Origin of the sequence: Marinobacter nauticus (assembly GCF_003634635.1) — a bacterium.
GTDB lineage: Bacteria > Pseudomonadota > Gammaproteobacteria > Pseudomonadales > Oleiphilaceae > Marinobacter > Marinobacter nauticus.
Genome location: NZ_RBJB01000008.1, coordinates 13,389 through 38,516, shown reverse-complemented (window position 1 = coordinate 38,516; position 25,128 = coordinate 13,389). Strand labels below are relative to the sequence as shown.

Below are 25,128 nucleotides of genomic sequence, written 5' to 3'. Positions count from 1 at the left end.
TCAAATTGAATGCGCCCGTTAAAAAGAGTCACGTATTAAAAGCTGCCCGGTTATGAAAAATCCGTCTTAAGAATAGCCCTGGTTTTATCCAGTTTCTTATCATTCAGGACTAACTTACTAATATATTGCACGATTATCGGGCAATTCCAAGTTACCCTGTGCACAGGATTGTTACCCTCGGGAACAGTCCTTTTGTGCGCCAGGTAACGTTTTATCTTGCTCAGGCAGAACCACTCTCCGCAGGCGTTGCCTTTTTGCCGGCCAATTCAATCACTAATACCAAGGCCAGCCCGAGCGCCGCCATTAACGACGCCAGCAGAATCTGGGGATCCTGCCCGTAAAGCGTTGTCCAGGTTTCCGGTGTCACCGGGGTCTGGCTCAACGGTACCTGATGCCCGGCACTGTTGGTACGCCAACTGAGGGTTTCCTGCCAGGGCCAAACCTTACTCAAGGCGCCCACCATAAAGCCGGTGAGCAGCGCTAACACTGTGTCGTGAAAATGCCGAAAGGCCAGCGTAATCAGGCGCGCAACCGACAACAACCCAATCAGGCAACCCAGCACAAACAGCCCCAGATGGATCAGTTCAAGATTTTTGATCGCGGCAAGAACGGGGGCGTACATGCCGATAATCAACAGCAGGAAGCTGCCAGAGATTCCGGGCAGAATCATGGCGCAGATGGCCAGCGCGCCAGCTCCAAGGAAGGCAATACCCGTGGGCGCAAGTTCACTGGCCGGCAAGGTCGTCACCCACCAGGCAAAGACAGCCCCCGCCACAAACGGCACGAGCAAACCGGCCCGAGGGCGCTGGATCTGCTGACCAACATGCCAGACCGAGGCCACGATCAAACCGAAAAAGAAGCTCCATATCAGAACCGGCTGGGTTTCGAGCAACCAGGTAATAACAGAGGCCAGACTGGCAACACTCGAGACAATCCCCGCCAGCAGGCACACCAGAAATGTTCCGTCGATGGCTCGCCAGAAGCCGGCCACATTACCCCGCACCAGTTGGCGCACAAAGGCTACGGGCGCGGCACTGATGGCCTCCAGCAAGCGGAAGTAGATACCGGTGATGAAGGCAATGGTGCCACCGGAAACACCTGGCACAATATCCGCGGCACCCATCGCCATGCCCCTCAGAAATATCGCAGGCAGGCGATGATGATACTCAGTCTGGTTCTGGTCTGTTTCCGACACCGACGGTTCTGACATTAACGGATAACTCCACCCAACAAAGGCACAAAATGCACCGGTTCAAGGTTGTGGCGCTCAAAGCGATTGCCTTTGCGGATAATCTCAACCAACACCTGATTCTCTTCCCCCACCGGGGCTATCAGCACGCCACCATCGGCCAGCTGATCCAGCAGTTCTCTGGGAACCTCCACCGGGGCTGCCGTTACGATGATGCCATCGAAGGGCCCTCGTTCTGGCCAGCCCATACCACCATCCGCATGTTTGAACAGGACATTGCGCACGCTTAACTGGCGCAGCCGGTCCCGGGCGCGATCCTGGAGCGGGCGGATACGCTCAACACTGTAGATCTCGGGGAACAGTTGCGAAAGCACGGCCGTCTGGTAGCCGGAGCCGGTCCCCAGTTCCAGCACCCGTTGCGGCGCATGGGCCAGCAACAGCTCAGTCATCCGGGCGACGATGTAGGGTTGGGAAAGAGTCTGGCCATGCCCGATGGGCAGCGAGGTATCCTCGTAGGCCCGATGTGACAACGCTTCATCCAGAAAGATATGCCGGGGCACCTGGCCAATCACCTCAAGCACCCGGTCAGACTCTATTCCCCCCTCACGCAGACGCTGCACCAGACGCATGCGCGTGCGCCGTGAGGTCATACCAATGCCTTCGAGCTGGGCCGTCATGACTGACCTCCGGTAGTCATATCCAGACCGTCAACCCATTCCCTGAGGCCGGACAAGGCTTCGTGCCGGGTCATATCGATGTGCACCGGGGTGATGGACACATAGCCCTCACGCACCGCATGAAAATCCGTACCCGGGCCTGCATCTCCGCCCTGCCCCGCTGCCCCTATCCAGTATCTCTGCTTGCCTCTCGGGCAGGTCATCGGCACCGCACCTTCGGCCCGTTCACGGTGTCCCAGACGGGTCACGCGGAACCCGCTAAGCTGTTCCCAGGGCAGATCCGGCACATTTACATTGAGAATGGAACGGGGGCCCAGTTTCAGGGCCTGCTTGTACTCCAGCAACAGCCGCACTACCCGGGCAGCCGTGTCGTAATGGAAGTGGCCATTGTTGACCAGCGATACAGCAATGGCAGGCAGCCCCAGATGGCGCCCTTCTGTAGCAGCAGCCACTGTGCCCGAGTAGATGATGTCATCACCAAGATTGGCGTGGGTATTGATGCCCGACACCACCCGATCAAACGCCGTGTCGAACAAACCGTTAACGGCCAGGTGTACGCAATCTGTCGGCGTTCCGTCGACAGACCGGAAACCATTGGGGTGCTGCTCTACCGTAAGAGGTCGGTTCAGTGTCAGGGCATTACTGGCACCGCTGTGATCCCGGTCCGGGGCAACAACTTCCAGCTCCCCGAGGCCCTTCAGACCCTCATACAGCGCCACCAGACCCGGCGAATGAACGCCATCGTCGTTGGACAACAGAATTCGCACAATTATCTCCGCTAGCCATACTACTTGTTATCACGGCTGAGGCTCAGGTCCTCAAGCTCGAAAAGGTCACCCAATACCGTTGTGGCATATTGCCCGGGCGACAACACAAACTGAATTCGCAGGGTGGTGGTATCCAGCCACTGCCATTTGAACTCTCCCGGGCGGGCTACCAGGGGGCGACGCTCCGGTTTCATGCGGGTGGACTGGAACAACCTGGTCAACGCCGGGCAGGCATCCACCACGCCACGCTCAAGGGATTCCTGCTCGCCCGAGGCCAGCGTACCGCCATCGCCCCACAGTGGTCCGGTTGGCCCGGCACCTGAGGGTTCCGGCTCTCCCGCCAACACCTCAGTCCAGGTTCGATTGCTGACCCGCTCCGCAAGTACCTGATTGAACAGCCAGGAACGTGCCGCCGAAAAGTACAATACGTTTTTCGACGCGCTTCTGCCAGCGCGTCCGCGCTTGCGATTGAGCCGTGAGGGATCAATCTGTACAGCACGGTCGAGATTCGCTCCCTGAAAACCGAACCGCTGGGGGCCAAAATAATTGGGGGCGCCCTGACTCGCCAACCGCGCAAGCCCGGCTTCCACAAGCTCACGCTGGCCCGTCACATTGCGCAGCACAATCTCAAAACCATTGGCCTGATGATCGCCGCGCCTCAGTTTGCGGGAATGGCGAACCGCGGCCCGAACCGACCAACGCTGGCCAACCTCTGCCATCAACGCCTGATCGTCCGCTTCCTGGCCAGGCCGATAAAGACTGAACCACTGAACCGTCACCGCATGCCGATCTTTCAGGCCACAGAAACCAACATCGAAAGAACGACAGCCCGCCAATGCCGCCAGCTCCCGGGCGACGTACTCGGTATTGTCACCGGTTTTCTCCAGCCGCAGGCAAAGGTGCTCACCGTCGCCGGATACCTCAATCGGACCTGGCGCCGCGGCATCGTCCTCCCGCTCCGGCCAGAGCAACTCCGCAACCCGAAAATCCTTTGGCGACGTTTTCAGGTCAGCACGACCAACCCGGGCTCCGCCAGACACCGGCCAGTCCAACAGCCACTGAGAATCCTCACTCACTGGGAAACCGCCTCAAGCAGACACACCGCCTGACAGGCAATGCCTTCCCCTCGCCCGGTAAAACCCAGCTTTTCTGTGGTGGTGGCTTTCACGCTCACCCGATTAGCAGGCACGCCCAGATCCTCGGCAATGTTCATCCGCATCGCCTCTATATGGGGCGCCATTTTCGGCGCCTGGGCAATGATTGTGGAATCAATATTGTTAACCGCGTAGCCCTCATCCAGCACCCGCTGCATCACCCGCCGCAACAAATCCCGGCTGTCTGCGCCGGCCCACTCCTCGCTGGAATCCGGAAAGAAATGGCCAATATCACCCAGCGCCACCGCGCCCAACAGCGCATCCGCAAGCGCATGCAACAGAACATCCCCGTCCGAGTGCGCCTTCAGACCGTGGCTATGGGGAATTGTCACACCCCCAAGAATGACAGAATCGCCCTCACAGAAGGCATGGACATCAAAGCCCTGACCAATGCGCATGATCATCTCCGAAAACAGAACAGAATGCAGGGAATCACTGACGTCCGAGGATAAACTCCGCCAGCGCCAGATCCGAGGGGACCGTAATCTTCAGATTATCCGGGCGCCCTTCCACCAGAACCGGCATGTTACCGGAAAACTCCATGGCAGAGGACTCATCCGTAATCGCCTGGCCACGTTCCAGACACAATGACAACGCCTGTTTTAACGCTCCGAACCGGAACATCTGCGGCGTCAACGCCCGCCACAACCGGCTCCGGTCAATGGTCTCACTCACCTCCGGCAATGATCCGGCCTCGGCAAGCTTCAACGTGTCCGCCACCGGCGCAGCCAGCAAACCACCCACCGGATGCTCAGACAACGTCTCAATCAGACGGGACAGATCTTCAGAATGAACACAGGGCCGCGCCGCATCATGTACCAGCACCCAGTCATTATCCGCCGCCTGCCCCTCCAGGGCTACCAGAGCCGACAACACCGAATCCGCCCGTTCTTTGCCCCCAGTACAGGTCTGCACCCGATCATCCCTCGCCGACTCACTCTCCGGCCACCAGTGGTCCTTCGGATTCAGCGGCACCATACAACCTTTAAACGGGGCGTTGTCCAACAAACGGGACAGGGTGATATCCAGGATGAAACGGTTATTGATTTTGAGGTATTGCTTGGGGCATTCGGCGTTCATGCGCTGGCCGATACCGGCGGCGGGGACAATAAGCCAAAGATCTGCATTTTTCATGGGACGGCACTTCAAAGGTCAGGTGAGCGTCGGGGAGTGTCTCTCCGGGAATTTCGAAGGCCAGGGATGGCCTGAGAGAAGCGCACATGGATGTGCTTGTAGCGGTTCCCGGAGAGACACTCCCCGGCGCTCGCACCACCCGGGTCTGAAATCAATTTTCAACAACGAGAAAGAACGTCTCATCCTCACGAATCAGGCCAAGATTCATCCGGGCCCGCTCCTCAACGGCGCCCTGCTCATTGCGAAGATTCCGCACCTCCGCATAAAGCCGGTCATTCCGGGCCGCCAACTCGGCATTCTCTTCCCGCTGCTCGGCAATCGACTGCTCCAGGGCCCACACCTGCGCAAAACTGCCCTCCCCGATCCACAGGCGAACCTGCAGCAGGAGTATCAGCACTACCAGAATGGCCCAAAGCGATTTCATGCCGAATCCGTACAGAAAATGAACAACAAAATAAACGAGTCGAGGGTCAAGTATAGACCTTATAGTAGATTAGCAACAATTTTCTGTAAGTCACTGTACAAAAAGGCCATCGTGTCTGGATTTTCATTCAGAACGCGATGGCCTTAACATTTTGTTACCTGCAGGAATGGACCGGCAGGTCAGAAAACGTCGCTAATCCTCAACCCTGACCTTTGATTTCGCTCAGGCCACGGTAAGGTGCCTTGCCTTCCAGCGCCTCTTCAATACGCAGCAGCTGGTTGTACTTGGCAACCCGGTCGGAACGACACAGAGAACCAGTCTTGATCTGGCCAGCACAGGTAGCCACGGCCAGATCCGCAATGGTGGTATCTTCGGTTTCACCGGAGCGGTGAGAAATGACCGCTGTGTAGCCAGCATCCTGAGCCATCTTGATGGCATCCAGAGTCTCGGTCAGGCTACCGATCTGATTGAACTTGATCAGAATGGAATTACCAATGCCCTTCTCGATACCCTGCTTCAGAATCTTGGTATTGGTGACAAAAAGGTCATCCCCGACCAGTTGAACCTTGCTGCCCAGTTTGTCGGTCAGCACTTTCCAGCCGTCCCAGTCGCTCTCGTCCATACCATCTTCGATGGACACAATCGGGTAACGGTCGCACAGGCCGGACAGGTAATCGGCAAAGCCTTCGGAATCGAAGCTCTTGCCTTCACCAGACAGCTGGTACTGGCCATCTTTGTAAAACTCGGAAGAGGCACAGTCCAGCGCCAGAGTGACGTCTTTGCCCAGTTCATAACCGGCTTTCTCGACGGCATCCTTGATCGCCGCCAGGGCTGCTTCGTTGGACGGCAGGTTGGGGGCAAAGCCACCTTCGTCGCCTACGGCTGTGTTCAGGCCCTGGGCCTTCAGCACTTTCTTGAGGCTATGGAAGATTTCGGCACCAACGCGCAGGGCTTCACCGAAGCTGTTCACGGAGACCGGCTGGACCATGAATTCCTGGATGTCGACGTTGTTGTCGGCGTGCTCACCACCGTTGAGGATGTTCATCATCGGCACCGGCATGGAGAATTTGCCGGAGGTGCCGTTTACATCGGCGATGTGCTCATACAGAGGCTTGCCCAGGGAGATAGCTGCGGCTTTGGCAGCAGCCAGAGATACGGCCAGGATGGCGTTGGCGCCCAGGTTGGCTTTGTTTTCGGTGCCGTCCAGGTCGATCATGATCTGGTCCAGACTGCGCTGGTCGGCGGCATCTTTACCCAGCAGGGCGTCACGAATTCGACCGTTGATGGCTTCAACGGCTTTGCGAACACCTTTACCGAGGTAACGGGAGGCGTCACCATCGCGCAGTTCCAGAGCTTCGCGGGAACCGGTAGAGGCGCCGGACGGTGCGCAAGCGCGGCCCAGGGTGCCGTCTTCCAGGATGACGTCTGCTTCCACGGTGGGGTTACCACGTGAATCCAGAACCTCACGGGCTTTGATGTTGGCAATCTTGGTCATTCGGTTGATTCTCCAGATTTTATCTTTTAATCACTATACAAGCTTTGAATGATGGTGCCGGAGCGATCAACTGGAAGGGCCTGGCGAAAACCGCTACAAGCACCCACCAGTGGGTCCAGCCAGCAATCACAGATTGCTGTCGTTCGGCTGCGCATGAAGCTCCGCTTCATACACGCTTGCCTCACCCATGTGCGCTTCTCTCCGGCCATCCCTGGCCTCCGAAATTTTCGCCAGGCCCTTCCAGTCGCTCGCTCTCAAGGTTCACGGTATGCCGTCATTCCAAAAACAATGAGGCATGCGACCTGTCAAAATACCAACACCGCCAATCAGGCGGTGTCGATAGGTTTAAAACTTTTTACCAGATCGTCGACAGCTTTCACTCGCTCAAGGAACGGTTCCAGCTGGCTCAGGCGCAATGCGCAGGGGCCATCGCATTTGGCGTTATCCGGGTCTGGGTGAGCCTCAAGGAACAGGCCCGCCAGGCCCTGAGACATTCCCGCCAGGGCCAGGTCGGTGACCTGGGCGCGACGCCCGCCGGCGGAGTCGGCCCGACCGCCCGGCATCTGCAGGGCGTGGGTGACGTCGAAGAACACCGGCACGTTCATCTGTTTCATGATGCCGAAGCCAAGCATGTCCACCACCAGGTTGTTGTAACCGAAGCTGGTGCCTCGCTCGCAGAGGATAATCTGGTCGTTGCCGGCTTCTTCGCACTTGGTGATGATGTGCTTCATTTCCTGGGGTGCCAGGAACTGGGCTTTCTTGATGTTGATGACGGCGCCGGTTTTGGCCATGGCCACCACCAGGTCAGTCTGCCGGCTCAGGAAGGCGGGCAACTGGATGATGTCGCAGACTTCCGCCGCCGGGGCAGCCTGACCAGGCTCGTGCACGTCCGAGATGATGGGCACGCCGAATTTGCTTTTGATGTCGGCCAGGATCTGCAGCCCCTTCTCGAGGCCGGGGCCGCGGAAGGAGTTGACGGATGAGCGGTTGGCTTTGTCGAAGGACGCCTTGAATACGTACGGGATGCCCAGACGAGTGCAGACATCCACATACTTTTCCGCCACTTCAAACGCCAGTTCCCTGGACTCAAGCACGTTCATGCCGCCGAACAGCACAAACGGCCTATCGTTGGCGATCTCGATGCCCGAGACGTTCAGGTTGCTGCGCGCCATAATCAGGATCCTTTCTTGTTCGCCAGCGCGGCTTCAACAAAGCCCTTGAACAGCGGATGGCCGTCGCGGGGTGTTGAGGTAAATTCCGGGTGGAACTGGCAGGCAACAAACCAGGGATGATCGGGCGCTTCCACCACCTCAACCAGCTTGCCATCGGCAGAGCGGCCGGAAATTTGCAGGCCTGCTTCTTCCAGCCTGGGCAGGAAATGGTTGTTGACTTCATAACGGTGACGATGGCGCTCACGAATGGTCTTCTTGCCGTAACAGCCAACGATGGTGGAGCCTTCAGTCAGTACACAATCCTGGGCACCCAGACGCATGGTGCCGCCGAGGTCGGATTCTTCGGTGCGCTCTTCTTTTTCACCGGTGGCATCGAGCCATTCGGTGATCAGGCCGACAACCGGCTCCGGTGTGTGTTCACGGAATTCCGTGCTGTGGGCGTCTTTCAGGCCGGCCACGTTGCGGGCGTATTCGATAACCGCCACCTGCATACCCAGGCAGATGCCCAGATACGGCACCTTGTTTTCACGGGCGTACTGTACGGTGCGGATCTTGCCTTCCACGCCACGCTCACCAAAGCCACCGGGCACCAGAATAGCATCCGCGGATTCCAGCACGGAGGTGCCGCCGCGTTCGATGTCTTCGGAATCGATGTAGTTGATGTTGACCTTGGTGCGGGTCTTGATACCGGCGTGCAGCAGGGATTCGATCAGGGACTTGTAGGCGTCCAGCAGCTCCATGTATTTGCCGACCATGGCGATGGTGACTTCGTCCTGCGGATTCATCAGTGAATCCACAACCGCGTCCCATTCGCTCAGGTCTGCTTCACGGGCATCCAGGCCGAAGCGTTCGATAACCAGCTGGTCCAGACCGTATTCGTGCAGCATGCGCGGAATGGCGTAGATGGACCTGGCGTCCTGCATCGGGATGACCGCACGCTCTTCCACGTTAGTGAACAGGGCAATCTTGCGACGGGAGCTGGCGTCCACTTCGTGCTCAGACCGGCACAGCAGGATATCCGGCTGCAGGCCAATGGAGCGCATTTCTTTCACGGAATGCTGGGTCGGCTTGGTTTTGATCTCGCCGGCGGTGGCGATGTACGGCACCAGAGTCAGATGCATGAACAGTGCACGCTGGGAGCCTACTTCCACCTTCAGCTGACGGCAGGCTTCCAGGAACGGCAAGGACTCGATGTCACCTACCGTGCCACCGACTTCAATCAGTGCCACGTCGGCACCCGCTGCGCCTTCCACCACACGGCGTTTGATTTCGTCGGTGATGTGCGGAATGACCTGAACGGTACCACCCAGATAATCGCCCCGACGCTCCTTACGAATAACCTCTTCGTACACCCGGCCGGTGGTGAAGTTATTGCGCTTGGTCATTGGAGTGCGAATGAAACGCTCGTAGTGGCCAAGGTCGAGGTCGGTTTCCGCACCATCTTCGGTGACGAAAACCTCACCGTGCTGGAACGGGCTCATGGTGCCGGGGTCCACGTTGATGTACGGGTCCAGCTTGAGAATGGTGACCTTCAGGCCGCGTGCCTCAAGGATGGCTGCCAGTGAGGCAGACGCAATACCTTTCCCCAATGAGGACACGACACCGCCGGTGACGAAAATATAACGCGTCATGCAGATTCCGTGATTATCTGGTTCGGTGAAGGAGGGAGATTATTCATCTCAAGATGGGACGCCAGACTACCAGAAAGCCTCTCTCTACTCAATCACAATCCCGCTCCACAATCAGCCGCCAGCCGGCGGCATGGGCGCCTCCGGAGTATTGTTCAGAACACCACAAATCGCCAATGGCAATCCATGCCTCTCCAGCCGCCGAGACCTCGTAAACCAGCGGCAGAGCCGCTCTCTCCCAAGGTGGCACGCCCTGCTCCTGCATCCAGGTTTTCAGCGATCGGGAGGGTAAATTGCTGCCGAACCGGATTCGCTCGCCGCCCTGCCTCGTAGATACCCTTATTTCCGGACAGGAGGCTTCCGTTGTAGCGCTCTGCGATGCAGGCTCAAGCCGAAGGGTCCACCACCCCCACTCCATGACCTGGCCCGGCAACAAGGGCCTGGGACCCGCAGGGATTCCGACCTGGGGCACCAGGTAAAGATGATCCCGATAACGGCGGATACAGAATCCGTCTCCACGAATTTCCGGAGTTCGATCCAAACCTGCATGAAGCAACTGGTCGAGTGCTGAGCACCAATCTGACAGCGCCGGAACCGGCAATCCCCGGCCATGAATCCACCAACGCACCAGGTTCCGGCGCTCGATCTGCCCAAGTGCCGAAAACGGGGTCAGGCGGATTCGACCTTTATCGTCGCCGCAACTCTGCCATTGCAACTCCGCCAGCCTCTGACTCAGGGTTTCACTCTCGGCGCAGGCCCGGGCACTGTGAGCAACGCGCTTCAACAAACCCGGCCAACGCTGTTTAAGGCCCGGCATTACCGAGTGCCGCAGATAATTGCGGTCGTGTACTTCACTCTGGTTGCTGGGATCTTCTACCCAGCTTACCCCCTGCTCACGCGCCACCTGCTCCAATCGACTGCGGGATACGCCAAGCCAGGGCCGGTAGAGATGCCCCAGCCCGAGCGACCGGGCGGCGGGCATTCCGGCCAGACCGTTTACGCCAGTACCACGCAGCAGCCGGAACAGAACCGTTTCTGCCTGGTCGTCTGCATGGTGCGCCATCAGGAGAAGGTCGTTGTCTCCCAGAACCTCCTTGAAGACCTCGTAGCGCGCCGCTCTTGCTGACTCTTCGAGGCTCCCCGCGCCCGCAGCTACATTCACTCGACGCACCTGGAGTTCGACGCCCAGTCCAGCACAGAGATCGATACAGGCGCGCTCCGTCTGATCGTGATTGGACTGTAACTGATGATTGATATGCAACGCTCTGACGCGCGGATAGGCGGCCGCAACGACATGCAAAAGCAGGGATGAGTCCAGGCCGCCGCTCAGAGCGACCCAGAGTTCATCACAGGCGGGAAGTTTCTGAACCGGCCCGATCAGGTCTTCGGGCCAGGTATCCCGGCGAGCGGTGTTACCGCCCGCCGTCATAGCGGGTAAGACGCTCGTACCGGCGGGAAACCAGTTCATCCAGCGGCAATCGGCTCAGCTCAGCCACGCCCTGGGCCAGCGACGTCTTCAGGGTTTCCGCCATTTTTTCCGGATTACGGTGAGCGCCGCCCAGCGGCTCATCGATCACGTGATCCGCCACACCCAGCTCTTTCAGGCGATCGGCGGTAACACCCATGGCCTCAGCCGCCTGAGCAGCGTACTCGGCGCTCTTCCAGAGGATGGAGGCGCAACCTTCCGGAGAAATAACGGCGTAGGTGGAGTACTGCAACATGTTGAGCTGGTCGCAGACACCGATCGCCAGTGCGCCACCGGAACCACCCTCGCCGATCACGGTAGAGATAATCGGAGTTTTCAGTCTCGACATCACCGCGAGGTTGAATGCGATGGCTTCACTCTGTCCGCGCTCTTCGGCACCGATACCGGGATAAGCGCCCGGGGTATCGATAAAGGTCAGAATCGGCATTTTGAAACGTTCAGCCATTTCCATCAGGCGCAGAGCCTTGCGATAACCTTCCGGACGAGGCATCCCGAAGTTGCGCTTGACCTTGTCCCGCACTTCACGACCCTTCTGGTGGCCGATAATCATGACCGGCGTGTTATCGAGGCGAGCGGTGCCGCCAATGATCGACAGATCATCGGCGTAGCGTCGGTCACCATGCAGTTCGTCAAAATCCTCGAAGATCAGGTCAATATAATCCTGGGTATAGGGCCGGCGCGGGTGCCGGGCCAGACGGGCAATGTCCCAGGACTTAAGGTCGGAAAAGATCGACTCGGTCAGACTGATGCTCTTCTTTTTCAGGCGGCTGATTTCGTCGGTGATATTGATATCGGTGTCGTTACCCACCATGCGAAGCTCTTCAATCTTGGCTTCCAGGTCGGCGATCGGCTGTTCGAAATCCAGGTAGTTAGGGTTCATGATGTTCCATCATTTTATTGCCAGGCGGGCCGAAACCCGCCAAAACCAGAATTTGGGACAAAGATAGCAGCGCTGCCGGCAAGGCTAAAGCGGACATTGGTCTTAATCATAGACCAGTTCCACAGACTGGTCGCCCACCAAGTGCTTCAGCTCGAACAACAGTGTGTCGTCTGGCTGTACCCGCCAGCTTTCACCCAGTTCAATACGGGTGCTGGCCTCGGCACTGCGGTACTCAATCCAGACCGGACTGCCTTCACTGCGAAACGGCCTGAGGGTATCGTCCAGCTTCTCCAGAAGTCCATTCTGCAACTGCTCTGAACGCAACGCCAGTTTGATACCCCGGCTGAATTGCTGACGGGCGGTCGCCACATCCATCACGCTGCTGACCCGCATTTTCATCTGGCCGGAATAATCATCGTGGCTGACCTGTCCTTCCACCACAATTACCTGGTCCGACTGCAGCAACTCCCGGTTCTCGAAGAAGGCCTCGGAAAACAGGGTAGCCTCGATCCGGGCGCTGCGATCATCCAGAGTAATGAAGCACATGGTAGAGCCGGTCTTGGTCTTCATGGTGCGCTGGGCCACCACCAGCCCGGCTACCCGCTGTGGCGATTTATTGGGCTTCAGATCGGCGATGGAGCAACGGACAAACCGACGTACTTCCCGTTCGTATTCATCAAAGGGGTGGCCGGTAAGGTACAGGCCCAGAGTGTCCTTTTCGCCTTTCAGGCGTTCTTTCTCTGGCCACTCCCGAACGTGGGCAACGTCCGCATAGGTGTCTTCATCGTCGCCACCGCCCTCAAGCATTTCTCCGAACATGTCCACCATGCCGGCGGCATCGTTGCGGGACTGCTGGTCTGCCTGCTGGATGGCCTTGTCGATACTGGCCATCAGCTTGGCGCGATCGGCACCCAGTTTATCCATGGCGCCAGAGCGAATCAGGGCTTCCATGGCCCGCTTGTTGACCTTTTTCAGATCCACCCGGCGGCAGAAATCAAAGATATCCTGGAAAGGGCCTTCTTTGGCCGCTTCTACAATGCTCTCGATGGGACCTTCACCCAGGCCCTTGATTGCGCCCAGGCCGTAGACAATCTGGCCCTGATCATTAACGGTAAAGGTATAAGCGGATCGGCTGACGTCCGGCACCAGCAAGTCCAGCTTCATATTGCGGCACTCTTCCACCAGCGTCACCACCTTGTCGGTGTTCTGCATATCGGCGGTGAGAACCGCAGCCATGAATTCGGCCGGATAGTGTGCTTTCAGCCACAGGGTCTGGTACGACACCAACGCGTAAGCGGCAGAGTGGGATTTGTTGAAGCCGTAACCGGCGAATTTCTCCACCAGGTCAAAGATGTTTTCCGCCAGGGTCTTGTCGATGCCGTTGTTTTCACAACCGTCCAGGAAGATGGCTTTCTGCTTGGCCATTTCTTCCGGCTTTTTCTTACCCATGGCCCGGCGCAGCATGTCGGCGCCGCCAAGGGTATAGCCCGCCATCACCTGAGCGATCTGCATGACCTGCTCCTGGTACAGGATAACCCCGTAGGTGGGCTCCAGAACCGGCTTCAGGCCCTGATACTGGTAATCCGGATGCGGATAAGACAACGGCTGCCGACCGTGCTTCCGGTCGATAAAGTCATCCACCATGCCGGACTGCAGCGGACCGGGACGGAACAGGGCTACCAGGGCGATCATGTCTTCCAGGGAGTCCGGTTGCAGGCGGCGGATAAGATCTTTCATACCCCGGGATTCCAACTGGAATACCGCCGTGGTCTCTGCCTTCTTGAGCATGTCAAAAGAGGGCTTGTCGTCCAGCGGAATCGCGCTGATGTCGAGCTCGCCTTCCCCACGCTGCTGCCGGCGCGGGTTGATCATGTTCAGTGCCCATTTGATGATGGTCAGGGTTCGCAGGCCCAGAAAGTCAAATTTCACCAGGCCGGCGTCTTCCACATCGCCCTTGTCAAACTGGGTCACCAGACTGCCGCCTTCGTCATCACAGTAAAGCGGCGAAAAATCGGTGATCTTGGTGGGTGCGATCACCACGCCCCCGGCGTGCTTGCCGGCGTTACGGCACACGCCTTCCAGCTTCAGAGCCATCTCCCAGATTTCCTGGGCTTCTTCATCCTGCTCCAGGAATTCTTTGAGCTGGGGCTCCTGCTCGATCGCCTTGTTCAGGGTCATGCCCACTTCAAAGGGGATCAGTTTGGAGAGTTTGTCTGCCAGGCCATAGGATTTTCCCTGCACCCGGGCCACATCGCGGACCACCGCCTTGGCGGCCATGGTACCGAAGGTAATAATCTGGGAAACCGCTTCCCGGCCGTATTTCTGGGCGGTGTAGTCGATGACGCGGTCCCGGCCTTCCATGCAGAAGTCGACGTCGAAGTCAGGCATGGAGACCCGCTCCGGGTTCAGGAACCGCTCGAACAGCAGATCGTATTCCAACGGATCCAGGTCCGTGATCAGCAGCGCATACGCCACCAGCGAGCCGGCACCGGAACCCCGGCCTGGCCCTACTGGCACGCCGTTGTTCTTGGCCCACTTGATGAAGTCCATTACGATCAGGAAGTAGCCTGGGAACCCCATCTGGATAATGATGTCCAGCTCGAACTTCAGGCGCTTGTAGTACTCTTCACGCTTTTGATCATACTCCGGATCGTCCTTGCTCAGGGTCTTCGCCAGTCGGGCTTCCAGTCCTTCTTCCGACACATGGCGAAAATATTCGTCCATGGTCATGCCGTCCGGGATCGGATAATTAGGCAGGAAGTATTCACCCATCCGAACCTTCACCGAGCAGCGCCTGGCGATTTCCACGGTGTTTTCCACAGCTTCCGGAATGTCCGAGAACAGCTCGATCATTTCCTCGGCGCTGCGCAGATATTGCTGATCGCTGAACCGACGATCCCGCCTGGGATCGTCCAGAGTCCGGCTTTCGCCGATGCAGACCCGGGCTTCGTGGGCTTCAAAATCATCCGCCTCAAGGAAGTGAACGTCATTGGTCGCCACCACCGGCAAACCGAGCTCAGCTGCCAACTCCACACTCATGTGCAGACAATCCTCATCACCGGCCCGCCCTGTGCGCTGCAACTCCAGGTAATAACTGTCGGGATAGAGGTTTCGCCAATAGTCTGCACGCTCCCTGGCCAGTTCCGGCTTCCCGGCCAGCAAGGCCTTGCCGACGTCCCCCATCTTGGCGCCGGACAGCACAATCAGGCCCTTGGCACGGGATTCCAGCCAGCTTTTCTGGACAATCGGCTTGCCGTAGCGCTGGCCTTCGGTATAGCCCTGGGAAATGATCTCCGTCAGGTTCAGGTAACCATCGTTGTCTCGGGCCAGCAAGGTCAGCCGGAACGGGGTTTCGGGCTCATCCGGATTCTCCAGCCAGATATCGGCACCGATAATGGGCTTGACGCCCGCGCCCATGGCGGCCTTGTAGAAACGTACCAGTGAGCACATGTTGGACTGTTCGGTCAGGCCAACCGCCGGCATGCCCAGTTCCGCGACCCGGCCGATCAACGGTTTGACCCGAACCAGGCCATCCACCATGGAGTATTCGGAGTGAACGCGCAGGTGTACAAAGGTGTTTGCCATGGTCATTCGCCAATCAGTGCTCGGATGTCTTCTTCGGTCTGGGGCCCGAATCGGGCCTCAATCAGGGTGCCTTCAGGATCCACAACGAAAGTGGCAGGCAGCGCCATCGGCACCTGCCAACCGAACCCGGGCCCCGGATCAGAGGCCAGCATGGTAAACTCAATCCCCATACGTTCGCCGAGTTCAACCAGCGGCACACCCGTAACGCCATCAAAATTAACCCCAAGCACCGCAATATCCGGAGCCTTGTCCAACTCGTTCAGCTCGGGGATTTCCTCAAGGCAGGGTTTGCACCACTCCGCCCAGTAATTCACCAGTACCCATTGGCCGCGGTACTTGTTCCAGTTGGCCAGGGTGCCGTCGGCCCGTTCCAGCTCGATCTTTTCACAACCTGAGACCAACAACAGCATCAGCATGAGTACCGGCCATGCCAGCCAACGTGCGCCACTACAAAAGAGCCCGGACTGAGGGTACTGCAAGGGTTATCCTCCTGTTAGACTAACGCCCCGGAAAAGTCTGCAATCAATAGGTTAAACGGCCACGACCATGACAGAAGCTACCCGTATTTTCCATAACCCCAGGTGCTCAAAATCACGCCAGACCCTGGAACTGTTGCAGCAAAAGGGCATCGAACCGGTGATTATACGCTACCTTGAGACGCCACCGACAGAGCAGGAACTTCTACACATTCTGGATCTGCTTGGTTGCGAACCCAGGGAACTCATGCGAACCAAGGAAGCCGAATACCGGGAACAAGGGCTGGACAACCCGGATCTCAGCCGAGAAGCCCTGATACGTGCCATGGCAAACACACCGAAGCTGATTGAGCGCCCGATTGTACTGGCCAATGGCAAGGCTGCCGTCGGCCGGCCTCCAGAAAACGTACTGGACATTCTCTGACTACCAGGGCTACCCATGACAGAAACAACTCCCTATGTGCTGGTGCTCTACTACAGCCGCAACGGACAGACCGCCGAGATGGCCACACAGATCGGCCGCGGCGTTGCCAGAGTGGCAGGAATAGAAGCCAGAATCCGGACGGTTCCGCCGGTTTCCCCGGATACCGCCGCCAGCCTGCCCCCGGTTCCGGATGCGGGAGCCCCCTATGCCACCAAAGCCGACCTGGCGGAGTGCGCCGGGCTGGCCATGGGTAGCCCGACCCGCTTCGGGAACATGGCAGCGCCACTCAAGCACTTTCTGGACGGCACCGGCGACCTCTGGCTCAACGGCAAACTGGCCGGCAAACCGGCAGGCGCCTTTACCTCCACCGGCAGCCTGCACGGGGGCCAGGAAACCACCCTGCTGACCATGATGATGCCGTTACTGCATCACGGCATGGTACTGTGTGGCCTGCCCTATTCCGAAAGCGCGCTCAACGAGACCGCCACCGGAGGCACACCGTATGGCCCCTCCCACTGGGCCGGCACCGGTGAACAGCAGGCCCTGAGTGACCATGAGAAAACCCTGTGCCAGGCCTTCGGTGAACGCCTCGCCAGACTGGCCCTGAAACTGGCCAACTAAACTGGACCAAACTTTCAAACAACCCTTAATGCGGACTGCTCCATGCTCCACAACGACAAAGCCAGAAATACCGCACGCCTGACCATCGCCCTTTACCTCGCCGTGCTCGCCACCCTGCTGGTCACTACGTTCTGGCCCGCACCGGTGGAGGGTGTTTCCATACCCCTGATGCTGACCGTCAAACTCCTGCCGCTGCTAGCGTTCGCGGTACCGGTTTTCCGGGGTCACAATCGGGGTTATATCTGGCTGGCGTTTGTGGTGATTTTCTACTTCACTCAGGCCGTGGTTTCAGCCTGGCTGTCGGAGGGCGCCGCCGGTCCTGTGACACTGACTATCCTGACGTTCCTGTTGTTTACCGTTGCCATGGTGCATCTCAAGGTCAATCGACCGGTTGCAAACTGATGTTGCTGGCTCCCGGAGGCACATAGATGGCGAATGACATCGTGACCATGCCGGCACCGCCGCATCGCCAGACCCTGACCCTGAGGGACATCTGTTCAGCGCTGGTGGAAAGCGGCGAGATCGCCCAGCGAGATGCTGAAAAAGTACTGACGGCCAATCTCGGTGCCGCCTCCGGTGCCGGCCATACGCCACAACGACATCCTCTCGAGCTGGTGGCAATTGCCGCACTGACCAGCCAGCGGGACGGCCGAACTCTTGATCTGGAGCGGCTGACCCATTGGCTTGCCCGTTGGGGTGGACAAGACTACTACCATATCGATCCGCTCAAGATCGACACGCCGGCCATCGCGCGGGTGATGTCCTACGCCTTCGCCCAGCGCCATGGCATTCTCGCGGTGGAGATCACCCCGGATGAAGTAGTGATTGCAAGCACCGAACCTTTCAAGCGGGAATGGGAAAGCAACCTCCGCCAGGCCGTGCGCAAGGACATTCGCCGGGTGGTCGCCAATCCGGAGGATATCCGCCGTTACACGGTGGAGTTCTATCAACTGGCAAGCTCGGTCAGCAAGGCCAGTGGCGGCCAGTCGTCAGGCAGTGCCGGCAATCAGAATTTTGAACAGTTACTGGACCTGGGCGCCAGCGAAAATCCGGACGCCAACGACCAGCATGTGGTCAAAATCGTTGACTGGCTGCTGCAATATGCCTTCGAGCAGCGAGCCTCCGACATTCATATAGAGCCCCGGCGCACGGTTACCCAGGTGCGGTTCCGGATCGACGGGGTGCTGCACAATGTCTACGAATTCCCGGAACACGTTGGCGTGGCCGTGACCAGCCGCCTGAAAATCCTCGGGCGCCTGAACGTAGCCGAGAAACGACGGCCCCAGGACGGCCGCATCAAGACCCGCAAACCCGATAACAGCGAAGTGGAGCTGCGCCTGGCCACCATGCCAACGGCGTTCGGCGAAAAAATGGTGATGCGGATTTTTGACCCGGAGGTACTGCTCAAATCCTTCGAGCAACTGGGCTTCAGCAAGGAAGACCGGGAACGCTGGCAAACCATGACCTCGCGGCCCCACGGTATCGTGCTGGTAACCGGGCCCACCGGTTCCGGTAAAACCACCACGCTGTATTCCACGCTCAAACAACTGGCATCTCCGGAGCTCAACATCTGCACCATTGAGGATCCGATCGAGATGGTGGAGCCCGCATTCAACCAGATGCAGGTGCAAACCAATATCGACCTGACCTTTGCCCACGGTGTGCGTGCCCTGCTGCGGCAGGACCCGGACATCATCATGATCGGTGAGATCCGGGATCTGGAAACGGCTGAAATGGCAGTGCAGGCAGCGCTAACCGGGCATCTGGTTCTCTCAACACTGCATACCAACGATGCCCCCAGCGCCATCACCCGCCTGATGGAGCTGGGCATTCCGCCCTATCTGATCCGGGCCACGGTACTCGGCGTGATGGCCCAGCGACTGGCGCGTACGCTCTGCCCGCACTGCAAGCAGCCCGGGGAGTCGGATGCTCACGCCTGGCAGACGCTGACCCGGCCGTGGAAGGCACTGCTGCCCCGGCAGTTCTACCAGCCGGTCGGCTGCCTGGAATGCCGGAACACCGGTTACATGGGCCGAGCCGGGGTATACGAGATTATGGCACTGTCAGACAAACTCACCCGCCAGATCACCGATCACTGCGAGCTGGAACAGCTTCGGCTGGATGCCTACAAAGAAGGCATGAAGTCACTGCGGCTCAATGGCGCCCAGAAAGTGGCCGCGGGACTGACCACGGTGGAGGAAATTCTGAGGGTAACGCCGGAAAGCCAACGTTGAGTAAAACGGACCATCAGGCGCCCGGACGAAGCCCGCACTGCCCCAACAGATCCTGCCAGTGCCGGGTATGCCGCATCATGGCCTGATCCAGTTCCTGCCAGAGGCTATTCTGGGTATCAGCCGCCAGATGACGCTGGTACCAGGGCGTAAAACTCTCTGGCATCACGGCTTGCTGCTGTCTGGCGAGTTCCTCAAAGCCCGCAATCAGCGAATCCCGTGCCCGGCTGACGTCACTCATGTACGGCTGGATTTTTCCGATATAGATACTGAAGAAGAAGTTCTGAACAATTTCCGACTGGTTATTGGGCTGGCCGTTGAGACACAGCGGCATGCCCTCCAATCGAGTGCCGAGCAGCTCGGTGCCGGCATTCAGGGTGCTGATCAGCAAGCGGGCGCTGTTAATAGTCTGGCCCGCCAGCACATCCGCCTGCCAGCGCTGATGGATCTGGCCGAGATTCTCCAGGGAGATCTCGAGCTTCTGAGCCAGTAAGGCTTCCACCTGGCGGTTCAACTGCTGCAGATCCCGGACCAGATCCGACGCGGGATTGCCCGTTTCCGCCACCGGATAATAGCCTTTGGACAGTGTGAACTGGCGCTCCACCTCTTCGGTCCCCCAGGTGGCATTCCAGACCGCCAGCGGCAGACTGCCCCGTTTGCTTTCAATGGCGGATTCCAGAGCGTCTGTGAGCTCCTCGTCATCCACCTCAGGCAGACAGGCCTCCGCAGCTCGGATAAAACGAATCTCGTAGCGTAACTGATTGATGGGCTGCATCACCTTGCCCATCACGGAATTGCGTTCGCCCACCACATACTGAAGCTCGCAGCCGTAAAGCGACAGAAAATCCAGCATGCCCAGATCCAGCTCCGGCAGGGCAAGTATCCGCTCTCGCCGCCTGGGGGGAATGGAGCCGGCGGGCAGCTCGGCCCTGGGAACGGCCGCGGTATCGAGTACCCGGGCCAAACGTTCCAGGTACTCATCGGTGAGGGATTCAGCGTCTGAAAAGGGATTGCACCCGAGCAGGCTGAGTGTACACACAGCCGGTAACAGCCATGAATACCAGCGGCGCCCGGGCATGAATCACCTCCTATCGTTTGCGCAACAGCGCATCAACCTCCGAAAAATCCCTGGCCACGACCCGAGCGGTATCCGGCAGTTCGCCCTCTCGTACCAGCCAGGCGGTTTTCAGGCCCGCTTCCTCGGCTGCACGCAGCTCTTCCTCAACATCGGACAGAAACAGCACTGTGCCCGCGTCTACCCCCAGCTCCGCAAGAATGTTGCGATAGGACTGGGACTCCTTTTTGCCCCCGACGGCCGTGTCGAAATAACCAGAGAAGAAAACCGTGAAGTCGCCTTCATTGCTATGACCGAAGATCAGCTTCTGGGCCTTGACGGAACCGGAAGAATATACGAACAGTCTCAGGCCCCGATCATGCCAGCGCTGGAGATAATCCGCGGCATCCGGATAGATATGGCCTTTCAGTTCACCGCTGTGATACCCCTGCTCCCAGACCATGCCCTGCAGCGCCTTTAGTGAACCCTCCTTGCGGTCTTCGGCAATCCACCCTTGCAGTACATCGATGAGGCCATCGATGTCTTCCCGGTCGGTACCGCTGATCTCTGCCACCCGAGCCAGCTGTTCCGCCACCGCCGGCAAGGTGTGATGGTTGGCCCGGATAAACTCCGGCAAGTGCTCGCTGGCGTAGGGAAACAGGACATCGTGTACAAAGGAGATCGAACTGGTGGTGCCCTCGATGTCCGTCAGGATCACTCGAATCATCAGGCCCCTCCCGCCAGGCTCTCATAACGTGGCAGCCGGGAAGCGATATCCTCACCGGTAAAGCTCGCAACCCAGCCTTCCGGGTTGCTGAATAACCGGATACAGGTGAACTCAGGCTCCGGCCCCATATCAAACCAGTGCCGGGTACCGTCCGGCACACTGATCAGGTCATTCTTCTCGCACAGCAGCGCGTATACCTGGTCACCGAAGTGCAGGTAAAACAACCCCTGACCACGAACGAAGAAGCGCACTTCGTCCTCGCTGTGGGTGTGCTCATCCAGAAACTTCTGCCGGAACGCATCTTTCTGGGGATGATCCGCGGTCAGGCTGACCACGTCTGCGGTCTGAAATCCCCAATCCTGCTTGAGCCGTGCCACTTCGTCGGCATAGGCCTCAAGAATCTCCTCCTCGGTGGCGTCGGCCGGCAGATCACGGGTTGCCCAACGATCGAAATGCACACCGTGGGCACTCAGTTTATTCCGGATGGCGTCCGGGTCTGTTACGACCGTCAGGGCCTGCTCGGGCTGGTTCTGATGAAAAATGCTCAGGGTGGTCATCGGCGTACCCTCATGGTTTCGAGTTCACATTCAAAGAGAAATTCAAACGCTTCAATATGGCGCAGGCAATCGGCCATGGTGCGGCCCCAGGTGTAAAGACCATGGCCGCGGATAAGGTATCCAGGCTGTTCCGGGTGCCGCGCAAACCAGTCCCGGGTTTCCTCCGCCAGTGCCGGAATATCCTGGGTGTTGTCGAACACGGGAACAATCAGCTTACCCTCATGGGTTTGCACGCCATTGAAGGCTTTCTGTAATTCATAGCCTTCAAGCTCCAGTGCCTGCCCCGCCGGGATCAGGCGGCTAAGCACGGTAGCCTTGACCGAGTGGGTATGCAGAACGGCGCCAACCTCGGAATAAAGCTGATAGATCACCGTGTGCAGAAGGGTTTCTGCCGACGAGCGGCAATCGCTTTGCACCGCCTGGCCATGAAGATCCACCACCATGACGTCGCCTGCGCCCAACTGGCCCTTGTGCCGGCCAGATACCGTAATCGCCACATGGTCGCCATCGATACGGGCCGAATAATTACTGCTGGTGGCGGGCGACCAGCCGCGGTCGTAGAGAAAGCGGCCGGCCTCGACGATGGATTGGGCGGCGGTGGCGTAGCGGGTTACATCAAACACAGGCATCCTCCGGGTTGGTACGAGCCCTGCCCGGGCGCGAATCTGGCGCCATTATAGAACCACCCCAGCCCGGGTAAAACCGATTCCGCTCAGGCTTTAAGGGGCAGACGGCGCTGGCGCTTGCCGGTCAGCGCAAACAAGGCGTTGCCCAGGGCCGGAATCACCGGCGGGACGCCAGGTTCCCCAACGCCGGTGGGCGGCTCTTCGCTGTCGACAATATCCACCACCATCTCCGGTACCTGATGCATGTGCAGCAGACGATAATCGTGGAAGTTACTTTGCTGCACCTCGCCGCCGTCCAGGGTAATTTCCCCGTTCAGCGCCGCCGTCAGGCCAAAGACAATGCCGCCGGTCATCTGATCCTCGACAATTCGCGGGTTCACCACCTGACCACAGTCCACGCTGCAGGTGACCTTGTGAACGCGAATTCCGCCCTGCTCAATACTGGCTTCCACCACCTGGGCAACATAGGTACCAAAGCTCTTGAACAAAGCCACTCCGCGCGCCCTGCCCTCTGGCACCGGCTGGTTCCAGCCCGCCAGCTCGGCAGCCCGCTCCAGAACCCGCCGATGACGGGGCTCACTCTCCAGCAGTTTCAGCCGGAAACTGACCGGATCTTCGTTGGCCTGGCTGGCGAGTTCATCCATAAAGGTCTCGACCGCGAAACCATTGTGGGAATAGCCCACGGATCGCCACCAGGTAATTGGCACGCCCGGGTCAGTATGGGTATGCCGAACCCGGACATTGGGTACCGCGTAGGGATAGCCAATAGCCCCCTCAATGGCCGAAATGTCTTTCGGGGTTGCGATACCTTCAACCATCAGGCCAACCCTGCCCAATGTTCCGTACAGTAATTTTGGTGCCCAGGGGTACTGGGCTGGTGCAGCGTTCCGGACGTACCAGTCAAGTATCTGCGGGCCAACAATCTGATGATCCCAGCCCGTCAACTGCCCATCCTCCAGACTGGCCGCCATACGATGCAACATGGCCGGGCGGAAAAAGCCATGGCGGGTGTCTTCTTCCCGGGACCAAATCAGTTTGACCGGCACTTTCACCCGGTAGGCGACCAGGGCCGCTTCCTCAATGTAGTCCTGAGTCAACCTGCGGCCGAAGCCACCGCCAAGAAAGGTCGTGTGGATAGTCACGTCATCCGGAGAGAGATCGGTGTGTCGCGCGGCGGCTATGCGGCCCAGATCCGGCGCCTGGGTCGGCGCCCAGACTTCCATGCCACCGTCCCGATACCAGGCGGTCGCATTCATTGGTTCCATGGTGGCGTGGGCCAGGTACGGCTGCTCATATTCAGCCTCCACCAGGGTACCCGCTTTCTCCAGAACAGCCTCGGGGTCACCGTCCACCCGTTCGTCCTCGCCGGGATCGTCACCGGCGGCCTGACGATAGTGTTTGAACACGTCCGGATTGGATAACCCGACGGCCTCGGAAAAATCCCACTCAACCGCCAGCGCTTCCTGAGCCTTGCGGGCTCGCCAGTAGCGATCTGCCACTACGGCCACACCGCGCTCGGTGATGAAGGCATCAAGCACGCCCGGCATGGCCCGAACCTGATCGCGGTTGAAACTGACCGCCAGTCCGCCATAGCGGGGGCTCCGGGTCATAACGGCATAGACCATATCCGGTAGCTCTACGTCTATCCCGTACATCGCCTGGCCGGTGGACTTGGCCTCGGCATCCAGCCTTCCGGCCTGTCGGCCGATGTATTTCCACTGGGAACGGGGTTTCAGTGGCACATCACCACGAATCACCTCTTTGTCCGCCAACTCCACCAGTTTGCCATAGGGCATGGAATCCAGGCCGTTGGGGTGGCGTACGTACCCGCCCTCCGTTTTGCATTGTCCCGGCTCGACCCGCCAAACCCGGGCGGCGGCCATCACCAGCATCAGTCGCGCCGAAGCTCCGGCCTCCCGCAGGGGCTGCCAACTGGAGGCGACACTGGTGCTGCCACCGGTAAGCTGAAGCCCGAACAACGGGTTACGGTACTCCGGAGCAACCGGGGCAAATTCCACGCGAATGGCCTCCGGCGCTACATCCAGCTCCTCCGCTATCAAAGTGGTAAGACCGGTGTAGGTGCCCTGGCCCATCTCTACCCGATCGAGGGTGAAAATAATGTCGTTGTCCCGGGTGAGTTCCAGCCAGGCGTTCGGTTTCCATTCACCGGTTTCAGGCTCATAGCCGGTTTGCACGGAGGCACAACCAGGCAGATTCAGCGCCAATAGCAGTCCACCGGAAGCCGAGGTGCTGACCTTCAGGAAATCCCGTCGATTCATCGCCATATTACGCATCCTCCCCGGCCGGCTGGTACTGACCCACACCACCGGCGACGGACTCAACCGCAGCCACAATGCGAGGATAGGTGCCGCAGCGACACAGGTTGCCGGTCATGGCGGTGACGATCTGTTCGCGATCCGGAGAGGGGTTGTTGGCCAGCAGGTGCGCGGCCGTCATGATCTGGCCAGACTGGCAATAACCACACTGGGGCACCCCCTGTTCCACCCAGGCTTTCTGTAACGGATGCAACTCGCCATCAGCGGACAGGCCTTCGATGGTGGTGATTTCGGCACCTTCAGCCATCTCCACCGGCGTAGAGCAGGAACGGGCGGGCTGACCGTTCAGGTGCACAGTGCAGGCGCCACAGAGGCCTGCACCGCAGCCAAACTTGGTCCCTTTGAGCCCAAGTTCATCCCGCAGCACCCATAACAACGGGGTATCGGGTTCGACATCCAGCGAATGCTGGCGACCGTTCACAGTCAGCGTGAAAGCCATTCCGTGCTCCTCATCATGTTATTGTTTTGGCAGGTTCGGCGCGTTT

At 58.9% G+C, this 25,128-nt stretch carries 24 protein-coding genes; 4 read left to right on the top strand and 20 right to left on the bottom strand.

Annotation, left to right across the window (positions count from 1 at the left end):
* Nucleotides 1–220: 220 nt before the first annotated feature.
* The 14 genes from C7436_RS18190 to C7436_RS18125 form a co-directional block, all read right to left on the bottom strand.
* Nucleotides 221–1,210, bottom strand: coding sequence for a DUF368 domain-containing protein (locus C7436_RS18190; RefSeq protein ID WP_121208683.1), 990 nt, complete (start codon nucleotides 1,208–1,210; stop codon nucleotides 221–223).
* Nucleotides 1,210–1,866, bottom strand: a complete 657-nt coding sequence (locus C7436_RS18185; RefSeq protein WP_121208682.1) for a protein-L-isoaspartate(D-aspartate) O-methyltransferase — start codon at nucleotides 1,864–1,866, stop codon at nucleotides 1,210–1,212. Before C7436_RS18185 ends, C7436_RS18190 begins: the two co-directional genes overlap by 1 nt.
* The gene (gene surE, locus C7436_RS18180) at nucleotides 1,863–2,633 is read right to left on the bottom strand and encodes a 5'/3'-nucleotidase SurE (RefSeq protein WP_014421915.1); all 771 of its coding nucleotides are present in this window, start codon (nucleotides 2,631–2,633) and stop codon (nucleotides 1,863–1,865) included. Before surE ends, C7436_RS18185 begins: the two co-directional genes overlap by 4 nt.
* 20 nt (nucleotides 2,634–2,653) lie before the next feature.
* A complete protein-coding gene (gene truD, locus C7436_RS18175; RefSeq protein ID WP_121208681.1) occupies nucleotides 2,654–3,709 on the bottom strand; it encodes a tRNA pseudouridine(13) synthase TruD in 1,056 nt (351 codons plus the stop codon).
* The gene (gene ispF / locus C7436_RS18170; RefSeq protein ID WP_121208680.1) at nucleotides 3,706–4,185 is read right to left on the bottom strand and encodes a 2-C-methyl-D-erythritol 2,4-cyclodiphosphate synthase; all 480 of its coding nucleotides are present in this window, start codon (nucleotides 4,183–4,185) and stop codon (nucleotides 3,706–3,708) included. Before ispF ends, truD begins: the two co-directional genes overlap by 4 nt.
* Before the next feature lie 34 nt (nucleotides 4,186–4,219).
* Nucleotides 4,220–4,921 carry a 2-C-methyl-D-erythritol 4-phosphate cytidylyltransferase gene (ispD, locus tag C7436_RS18165; RefSeq protein ID WP_121208679.1) on the bottom strand — a complete coding sequence of 234 codons (702 nt, stop codon included), beginning with the start codon at nucleotides 4,919–4,921 and terminating at the stop codon, nucleotides 4,220–4,222.
* Between the two features lie 151 nt (nucleotides 4,922–5,072).
* Entirely contained in the window at nucleotides 5,073–5,345 is a 273-nt protein-coding gene (locus tag C7436_RS18160; protein WP_011784438.1) for a septum formation initiator family protein, read from the bottom strand.
* A 199-nt stretch (nucleotides 5,346–5,544) separates the two neighbouring features.
* Nucleotides 5,545–6,840 (bottom strand): phosphopyruvate hydratase, encoded by a 1,296-nt coding sequence (gene eno, locus C7436_RS18155; RefSeq protein WP_113880494.1) that lies wholly within the window; start codon nucleotides 6,838–6,840, stop codon nucleotides 5,545–5,547.
* Between the two features lie 326 nt (nucleotides 6,841–7,166).
* Entirely contained in the window at nucleotides 7,167–8,012 is an 846-nt protein-coding gene (gene kdsA / locus C7436_RS18150) for a 3-deoxy-8-phosphooctulonate synthase (RefSeq protein WP_121208678.1), read from the bottom strand.
* 2 nt (nucleotides 8,013–8,014) lie between these two features.
* The gene (locus C7436_RS18145) at nucleotides 8,015–9,643 is read right to left on the bottom strand and encodes a CTP synthase (protein ID WP_121208677.1); all 1,629 of its coding nucleotides are present in this window, start codon (nucleotides 9,641–9,643) and stop codon (nucleotides 8,015–8,017) included.
* 88 nt (nucleotides 9,644–9,731) lie between these two features.
* Nucleotides 9,732–11,069, bottom strand: a complete 1,338-nt coding sequence (gene tilS, locus C7436_RS18140) for a tRNA lysidine(34) synthetase TilS (RefSeq protein WP_121208676.1) — start codon at nucleotides 11,067–11,069, stop codon at nucleotides 9,732–9,734.
* Nucleotides 11,053–12,006: an acetyl-CoA carboxylase carboxyl transferase subunit alpha gene (gene accA, locus C7436_RS18135; RefSeq protein ID WP_011784433.1), complete on the bottom strand. Its 954-nt coding sequence runs from the start codon at nucleotides 12,004–12,006 to the stop codon at nucleotides 11,053–11,055. Before accA ends, tilS begins: the two co-directional genes overlap by 17 nt.
* Before the next feature lie 102 nt (nucleotides 12,007–12,108).
* Nucleotides 12,109–15,591 carry a DNA polymerase III subunit alpha gene (gene dnaE / locus C7436_RS18130; RefSeq protein ID WP_121208703.1) on the bottom strand — a complete coding sequence of 1,161 codons (3,483 nt, stop codon included), beginning with the start codon at nucleotides 15,589–15,591 and terminating at the stop codon, nucleotides 12,109–12,111.
* 2 nt (nucleotides 15,592–15,593) lie between these two features.
* A complete protein-coding gene (locus tag C7436_RS18125) occupies nucleotides 15,594–16,070 on the bottom strand; it encodes a TlpA family protein disulfide reductase (RefSeq protein ID WP_014421922.1) in 477 nt (158 codons plus the stop codon).
* 67 nt (nucleotides 16,071–16,137) lie between these two features.
* Here C7436_RS18125 and arsC point away from each other — a divergent pair, with 67 nt between their 5' ends.
* The 4 genes from arsC to C7436_RS18105 are packed head-to-tail and all read left to right on the top strand — an operon-like array spanning nucleotide 16,138 to nucleotide 19,346.
* Complete coding sequence (arsC, locus tag C7436_RS18120; RefSeq protein ID WP_014421923.1) at nucleotides 16,138–16,491, top strand: arsenate reductase (glutaredoxin); 354 nt, start codon at nucleotides 16,138–16,140, stop codon at nucleotides 16,489–16,491.
* Nucleotides 16,492–16,506: 15 nt separating this feature from the next.
* A complete protein-coding gene (wrbA, locus tag C7436_RS18115) occupies nucleotides 16,507–17,112 on the top strand; it encodes an NAD(P)H:quinone oxidoreductase (RefSeq protein ID WP_023007903.1) in 606 nt (201 codons plus the stop codon).
* Nucleotides 17,113–17,154: 42 nt separating this feature from the next.
* Complete coding sequence (locus C7436_RS18110; protein WP_014421925.1) at nucleotides 17,155–17,514, top strand: DUF2069 domain-containing protein; 360 nt, start codon at nucleotides 17,155–17,157, stop codon at nucleotides 17,512–17,514.
* Between the two features lie 38 nt (nucleotides 17,515–17,552).
* Nucleotides 17,553–19,346, top strand: coding sequence for a GspE/PulE family protein (locus C7436_RS18105; protein WP_406600428.1), 1,794 nt, complete (start codon nucleotides 17,553–17,555; stop codon nucleotides 19,344–19,346).
* Between the two features lie 13 nt (nucleotides 19,347–19,359).
* Here the strand turns inward: C7436_RS18105 and C7436_RS18100 are convergent, their stop codons facing one another.
* From C7436_RS18100 to C7436_RS18075, 6 genes are all read right to left on the bottom strand, one after another.
* Nucleotides 19,360–20,421, bottom strand: coding sequence for a DUF3080 domain-containing protein (locus C7436_RS18100; protein ID WP_121208675.1), 1,062 nt, complete (start codon nucleotides 20,419–20,421; stop codon nucleotides 19,360–19,362).
* A gap of 10 nt (nucleotides 20,422–20,431) precedes the next feature.
* Nucleotides 20,432–21,124, bottom strand: a complete 693-nt coding sequence (gene mtnC / locus C7436_RS18095) for an acireductone synthase (protein ID WP_121208674.1) — start codon at nucleotides 21,122–21,124, stop codon at nucleotides 20,432–20,434.
* On the bottom strand, nucleotides 21,124–21,681 hold the full coding sequence (locus C7436_RS18090) for a 1,2-dihydroxy-3-keto-5-methylthiopentene dioxygenase (protein ID WP_023007906.1): 558 nt from the start codon (nucleotides 21,679–21,681) through the stop codon (nucleotides 21,124–21,126). Before C7436_RS18090 ends, mtnC begins: the two co-directional genes overlap by 1 nt.
* On the bottom strand, nucleotides 21,678–22,304 hold the full coding sequence (locus C7436_RS18085; RefSeq protein WP_014421930.1) for a methylthioribulose 1-phosphate dehydratase: 627 nt from the start codon (nucleotides 22,302–22,304) through the stop codon (nucleotides 21,678–21,680). Before C7436_RS18085 ends, C7436_RS18090 begins: the two co-directional genes overlap by 4 nt.
* 89 nt (nucleotides 22,305–22,393) lie before the next feature.
* Complete coding sequence (locus C7436_RS18080; protein ID WP_121208673.1) at nucleotides 22,394–24,592, bottom strand: xanthine dehydrogenase family protein molybdopterin-binding subunit; 2,199 nt, start codon at nucleotides 24,590–24,592, stop codon at nucleotides 22,394–22,396.
* 1 nt (nucleotide 24,593) lies between these two features.
* Nucleotides 24,594–25,082, bottom strand: a complete 489-nt coding sequence (locus C7436_RS18075) for a (2Fe-2S)-binding protein (RefSeq protein ID WP_121208672.1) — start codon at nucleotides 25,080–25,082, stop codon at nucleotides 24,594–24,596.
* Nucleotides 25,083–25,128 lie beyond the last annotated feature (46 nt).

Excerpts from the sequence above, each read along its gene's own strand:
- C7436_RS18190 (WP_121208683.1), bottom strand. The coding sequence starts at position 1,210 with ATGTCAGAACCGTCGGTGTCGGAAACAGACCAGAACCAGACTGAGTAT.
- C7436_RS18185 (WP_121208682.1), bottom strand. The coding sequence starts at position 1,866 with ATGACGGCCCAGCTCGAAGGCATTGGTATGACCTCACGGCGCACGCGC.
- ispF (WP_121208680.1), bottom strand. The coding sequence starts at position 4,185 with ATGCGCATTGGTCAGGGCTTTGATGTCCATGCCTTCTGTGAGGGCGAT.
- ispD (WP_121208679.1), bottom strand. The coding sequence starts at position 4,921 with ATGAAAAATGCAGATCTTTGGCTTATTGTCCCCGCCGCCGGTATCGGC.
- C7436_RS18160 (WP_011784438.1), bottom strand. The coding sequence starts at position 5,345 with ATGAAATCGCTTTGGGCCATTCTGGTAGTGCTGATACTCCTGCTGCAG.
- eno (WP_113880494.1), bottom strand. The coding sequence starts at position 6,840 with ATGACCAAGATTGCCAACATCAAAGCCCGTGAGGTTCTGGATTCACGT.
- kdsA (WP_121208678.1), bottom strand. The coding sequence starts at position 8,012 with ATGGCGCGCAGCAACCTGAACGTCTCGGGCATCGAGATCGCCAACGAT.
- C7436_RS18145 (WP_121208677.1), bottom strand. The coding sequence starts at position 9,643 with ATGACGCGTTATATTTTCGTCACCGGCGGTGTCGTGTCCTCATTGGGG.
- tilS (WP_121208676.1), bottom strand. The coding sequence starts at position 11,069 with ATGACGGCGGGCGGTAACACCGCTCGCCGGGATACCTGGCCCGAAGAC.
- accA (WP_011784433.1), bottom strand. The coding sequence starts at position 12,006 with ATGAACCCTAACTACCTGGATTTCGAACAGCCGATCGCCGACCTGGAA.
- dnaE (WP_121208703.1), bottom strand. The coding sequence starts at position 15,591 with ATGGCAAACACCTTTGTACACCTGCGCGTTCACTCCGAATACTCCATG.
- arsC (WP_014421923.1), top strand. The coding sequence starts at position 16,138 with ATGACAGAAGCTACCCGTATTTTCCATAACCCCAGGTGCTCAAAATCA.
- wrbA (WP_023007903.1), top strand. The coding sequence starts at position 16,507 with ATGACAGAAACAACTCCCTATGTGCTGGTGCTCTACTACAGCCGCAAC.
- C7436_RS18110 (WP_014421925.1), top strand. The coding sequence starts at position 17,155 with ATGCTCCACAACGACAAAGCCAGAAATACCGCACGCCTGACCATCGCC.
- C7436_RS18100 (WP_121208675.1), bottom strand. The coding sequence starts at position 20,421 with ATGCCCGGGCGCCGCTGGTATTCATGGCTGTTACCGGCTGTGTGTACA.
- mtnC (WP_121208674.1), bottom strand. The coding sequence starts at position 21,124 with ATGATTCGAGTGATCCTGACGGACATCGAGGGCACCACCAGTTCGATC.
- C7436_RS18090 (WP_023007906.1), bottom strand. The coding sequence starts at position 21,681 with ATGACCACCCTGAGCATTTTTCATCAGAACCAGCCCGAGCAGGCCCTG.
- C7436_RS18080 (WP_121208673.1), bottom strand. The coding sequence starts at position 24,592 with ATGGCGATGAATCGACGGGATTTCCTGAAGGTCAGCACCTCGGCTTCC.
- C7436_RS18075 (WP_121208672.1), bottom strand. The coding sequence starts at position 25,082 with ATGGCTTTCACGCTGACTGTGAACGGTCGCCAGCATTCGCTGGATGTC.